Origin of the sequence: Lactiplantibacillus xiangfangensis (assembly GCF_001438845.1) — a bacterium.
Taxonomy (GTDB): Bacteria; Bacillota; Bacilli; order Lactobacillales; family Lactobacillaceae; genus Lactiplantibacillus; species Lactiplantibacillus xiangfangensis.
On record NZ_JQCL01000071.1, the window covers coordinates 1 to 1,720 of the forward strand.

A 1,720-nucleotide genomic window follows, 5' to 3' on the forward strand; every position below is an offset into this window, starting at 1 on the left:
GCCATAAATTAAGTTTTGATTTTGATTAGAACCTGCCTACCGCCCTGCACGTTGTTGCGGGTTGGTGAACCCGTTGTTTAGGTTCACCTTTATAAAGCCAAAAGTAAACCTAAACAACGGGTGAGATTAGCAAAGCAAAGGAGATCATAAAATGGATAATAAATTAGAAGTCATTGGGAGTGAATTACCAGTTTTGCAGGCTAAAGGAACCTACAAGTATCTAAAAGAAATCACTGGTAACGGAGCCTATTATCAAGTGGCTTGGCAAAAATTGTCTGACGGTTACGTTGCCCTTTATGGCACGACCTCAATTCAAACAAAAGTGGCTCCCATACTGAATGATATTTTTGAAGATGAGGAGGGGTAACTTATGCCAAATAAAGCAAATGTTAAGGCTTGGAAAGCACAATTAGTCGCCCAGGCTGAACAGCAAATCCTAAAATTAACTGATAGTGACCAATTTAAAAAGTATCTCAATACCCTGGCTAAATTTCATCGTTATAGCGCCAGAAACATTGATTTAATTTATGCGCAAAATCCTCAAGCCACTCAAGTCGCCGGTTTTAAGCAATGGCAGAAGGCTTTTAACCGCACCGTCAACCGGGGCGCAAAAGCGATTCGGATTGCGGCTCCGATCATTAAGAAGCTAACACCAGCCGAGCAGAAGCATCTTGATACCACCGATGAGCGCGCCATTGTCGGTTATCGCTATCTACCCGTCTTTGATGTGGCACAAACTAGCGGTGAACCAGTGTTAAGTGCTAAAGACTTTGTCAAAGAAAATTTGGCCGATCATCAGAATGTGACAAGCTTATATAACGCGTTCAAAGATTATTTAAACCAGCAAACCGACCTTAAAGTCAGTGAAGTGCCTTTAGCGACGCTAAATGGGGCTAAGGGGTATTTTCAACCCAGCACTAATGAAATCGTCATTGGTGGCGATGAGCCTGACAATGCTTTGAAACTAAAGACGTTATACCACGAATATGCGCATAGCCAGCTACACGGCATAAAATCAGCCTTTAAAGATCGGCCACGAGCCTATCAGGAAACCCAGGCCGAAGCGGTCGCATATGTTGCCATGCAAAATATTGGCGTTGATACCAGCAACTACTCACTCGGTTACGTGGCCACCTGGGCTAAAGATAAAGCCGTGATCCATAGTGCTTTAAGTGAAATCCAGCAAGTTAGCAACAAAGTGATTGAACTTAGCGATGGCTTAACCAAACAATTAGGCTTACAAGAAGCCCCAAAAGAGCCTGCGCATGATCTAAAAAAGCTATCAGCCCATGATCTTAATAAGTCCTATCAAGGCTTGCAACAACAAGTTCAGCAAGCAACTAATCCACAACAAAAATCAGAACTAAAAAATAAATTAAATGATGTACACCATGAAATCAGTGAGCGAACACAAAAGTAACTGCAAGCATTTGCTAAAAAGAATCCAGAAATTAAACAACCAGATTCTGAACCCGATCAAAGTCTAAAACGTTAGCCAGTTTTTAAAGGGCATGCTATAATGGAAACAGAAAAGGAAGCCCCGCCGAAAACAGGACTTCCCACGCAAGCCGCTTCAAAGGCGGTGGCATAATTACAAAACTATATTAATGTCGTCCCGTAACTCGCCAAAGTTATAATCGGGGCGGCTTTTTTATTTGTGGTGCTTGTCGATATAGCTGAGTAGCGCGATTAAAAACGTGCCAAACAGCAACATCAACGA

At 42.3% G+C, this 1,720-nt stretch carries 2 protein-coding genes and 1 pseudogene; 2 read left to right on the forward strand and 1 reads right to left on the reverse strand.

What is annotated here, in order from left to right:
• Positions 1-151: 151 nt before the first annotated feature.
• Positions 152-367, forward strand: coding sequence for a hypothetical protein (locus IV64_RS07970; RefSeq protein WP_039106706.1), 216 nt, complete (start codon positions 152-154; stop codon positions 365-367).
• Between the two features lie 3 nt (positions 368-370).
• A pseudogene (locus IV64_RS07975) lies at positions 371-1,495 on the forward strand (ArdC-like ssDNA-binding domain-containing protein).
• A 156-nt stretch (positions 1,496-1,651) separates the two neighbouring features.
• Here IV64_RS07975 and IV64_RS14675 read toward each other — a convergent pair.
• Positions 1,652-1,714, reverse strand: coding sequence for a putative holin-like toxin (locus IV64_RS14675; protein WP_222843308.1), 63 nt, complete (start codon positions 1,712-1,714; stop codon positions 1,652-1,654).
• Positions 1,715-1,720 lie beyond the last annotated feature (6 nt).

Excerpts from the sequence above, each read along its gene's own strand:
- IV64_RS07970 (WP_039106706.1), top strand. The coding sequence starts at position 152 with ATGGATAATAAATTAGAAGTCATTGGGAGTGAATTACCAGTTTTGCAG.